A 2,779-nucleotide genomic window follows, 5' to 3' on the forward strand; every position below is an offset into this window, starting at 1 on the left:
GTGCAGAGCCTGACCGAAGACTACGACATCGGTTTTCGCCTCAAGCAAAAAGGCATGAAGTGCATCTTTGCCCGCTATTCGGTGACCGACCCGAAACTGGCACTGGAACAACCCTGGGTGTTCGGCATGGACCGCGCCTTTTCCCAGGTGATCTGCGTGCGCGAGCACTTTCCCCGGGACTTGCAGTACGCGATCCGGCAGAAGTCGCGCTGGATCGTCGGCATTGTGTTCCAGGGCACCAAGAATCTGGGCTGGAGCCGCAAAGGCATGCTCAATTATTTTCTGTGGCGCGACCGCCGTGGCCTGATTGCGTACCTGTTGAGCTTCCTGGTGAACATTCTGCTGGTGGTGATGCTCGCGCTGTGGCTGGTCACCGAGTTCGCGCCGAATGCCTGGCGGTTCCCCTCGATCCTCTCTGACAGCGCGTTGCTGGTGGGCCTGCTGTGGCTCAATGGTTTCATGCTGCTCAATCGTCTATTCCAGCGCGGTTGGTTTGTCACCCGCTTTTACGGACTGGGCGAAGGACTACTGTCGGCCCCCCGGATGGTGTGGAGCAATTTCGTCAATTTCTTCGCCAACCTTCGGGCGTTGCGCCAAGTGATGGAAATGGGCGATTCCCGGCGCGTCGCCTGGGACAAGACCACCCATGAGTTTCCGGCCCTGGCCGAGGCCCAACGCACCCCGCTGGGCCATCGTCTGGTGGAAAAAGGCCTGCTCTCTGAAGATCAACTCGAAGCCGCGATCACCAACCCGGTACGCCGGCGCCTGGGTCAGGAACTACTGCTGCGCGGGCACATCGACACCACGCAACTGGTGCAGGCTCTGGCCGAACAACTGGACCTGGAATGGGCGCCACTCAATCCGTTCAAGCTCGACAAACGCCTGATCGACGCCGTGCCGCGCAAAATCGCCACGCACTACGGCGTGCTGCCGGTCGGCGAGGAAAACGAAACCCTGGTACTGGCCTCCGAAGGGCCGGTGAGCCAGGTGTCCCTGGGAGCCATCAGCCGTCAACTGAAGCGCCCGGTGCGTTGCCGCCTTGCCCCACAAGGCCGGGTGACGCTGGGGATCCGCTACTGGTACGCCAGCCCTCGTCAAAACGAAGAAGTACATCAGATGCTTGAGGTGCTCGAAAAAAATCAGGACGACGAAGACCTGATCGAGCGCGTCAGCCATCACCAGGTATTGCTGGGCAATCTGTTGCAAGTACGCGGCATGGTGCCGCCAACCCTGTTCAATCAGGCGCTGATCGATTTCGATGCGGAAAGAATGGCTTTAGGTGAACACTTGATTGAACGCGGCATGATTACACAGGAAATTCTCGAACAGGCCTTGGTCGATCAGGCGAGCGAGCAGCACGCTGCCTACTGCATTGCCCGGGAGGCCGCATGAAGCCTGTCCATCGTCAGACCTTGATGGCCAGTAGCCTGTTGCTCTGCCTGAACACGCCGACGTGGGTGCAAGCCGAACCCTTGACCGATTTCGATCAGTTCCGCAGTTACCCCTATATGGACCGCAGTTACCGCGAAGCGAAAAACGGCAACTGGAAGGAAGTCGAACGGCTGATGCGTCACCTGCTGRGCCAAGTGCCAGGAAATGATGAAGCACGGGCACTGCTGGTGCAATCGCTGGTCAAGCAGCAACGCTACGAAGACGCCGTGCAAGCGCTGCAGGATACCCCGGCCAACAGCGAAGCCCTGCTCAACCTGCGCCTGGCCTGGATCGAACAGGATCCGCCGGACAGAAAACAGGTGGAGCAATGGATAGCCTCCAGCAATCTGGAACAGCGGGTGCGCCTATGGCAGGCCTACAGCGCCAGCCTGGCCAAGCGCGGTGGCGCGGCCTCGGCCCATGACTGGCTGGCGCAACTGCCACCCAAGGGTGATGAGCAAGCGCTGCAACAGGCCCGGGCCAATTGGTCCGAGCAATTGCACGATTGGGATAGCACCATCAAGGAACTCGCGCCCCTGGCCGCAAAACAACAACTCGATGCCCAAAGCTGGCAACGCCTGGCCAACGCCTACGYGCAACGCCTCGACGAGCAACCTTTGCAGCAATTGCTGCAAACGGCGCCAAGCCCGGAAGCCGCGCGCAAGACCCGACTGGCCATGGTTGACCGAGCGATTGCCATGGGCCAGGTCCAGCAGGCGCAGCGCTGGATGCAATCGCTGCCGCCCGCCGATCTTGCCAATCCGGCGCAACGCCAGCGTCTGTGGGAACTGGCGCGGCAAACCGGCGACAGCGCCACGGTACAACGCTTGAGTGGTGAGTTGCAGCGGCCGTGCCTGGAGACCGCCGACTGGCTGTCGCGTCGCGATCCGCAAGCGGCACTGACCCAGTTGAAAGGTTGCCAGCCCGAAGAAAATCCGCAAGCGTGGCTGGTCCTCRCCCAGCGCCTGCAAGCCACCGACCTGCTGCAAACGACCCGTCTGCCGGAGCCCTGGGACACGCGACGCCGCGAACACCTGCTCGACGTCTGGCAGGAGGAAGGCCGCAGCGACAAAGTCATGGCCTACCTCGCCAGCCAGCCGCAGACCGCCGACGTGGTCAAACGCCGCGCTGAACTGCTCCAGGCATCGGATCACGATACCGAGGCGGCGGCATTCTGGGAGCGGCATTACCAGCAGACCGGCAACCTCGATTCGCTCAATCAGGCGACCTACCTGGCGCTGAAAGCCGGCCAGCGCGAACATGCGCAGCAATTGCTCGAGAGCGCCTTCGACCGCCACGGCGGCAAGCTGCCGACGCCCCTGCTGCAACGGTTGGCGGGGTTGTATGC

Annotated in this window: 2 protein-coding genes; both read left to right on the top strand. The window is 61.8% G+C overall.

Annotated elements, in window-relative coordinates:
- Positions 1–1,392 (top strand): glycosyltransferase family 2 protein (locus ACXRVY_RS22980; protein WP_458238323.1); only part of this gene is annotated, 1,392 nt, incomplete at its 5' end.
- A partial coding sequence (locus ACXRVY_RS22985; RefSeq protein WP_458238324.1) for a tetratricopeptide repeat protein occupies positions 1,389–2,779 on the top strand: 1,391 nt, incomplete at its 3' end. The genes ACXRVY_RS22980 and ACXRVY_RS22985, both read left to right, overlap by 4 nt.

It is taken from the genome of Pseudomonas sp. P5_A2_2, assembly GCF_054177685.1.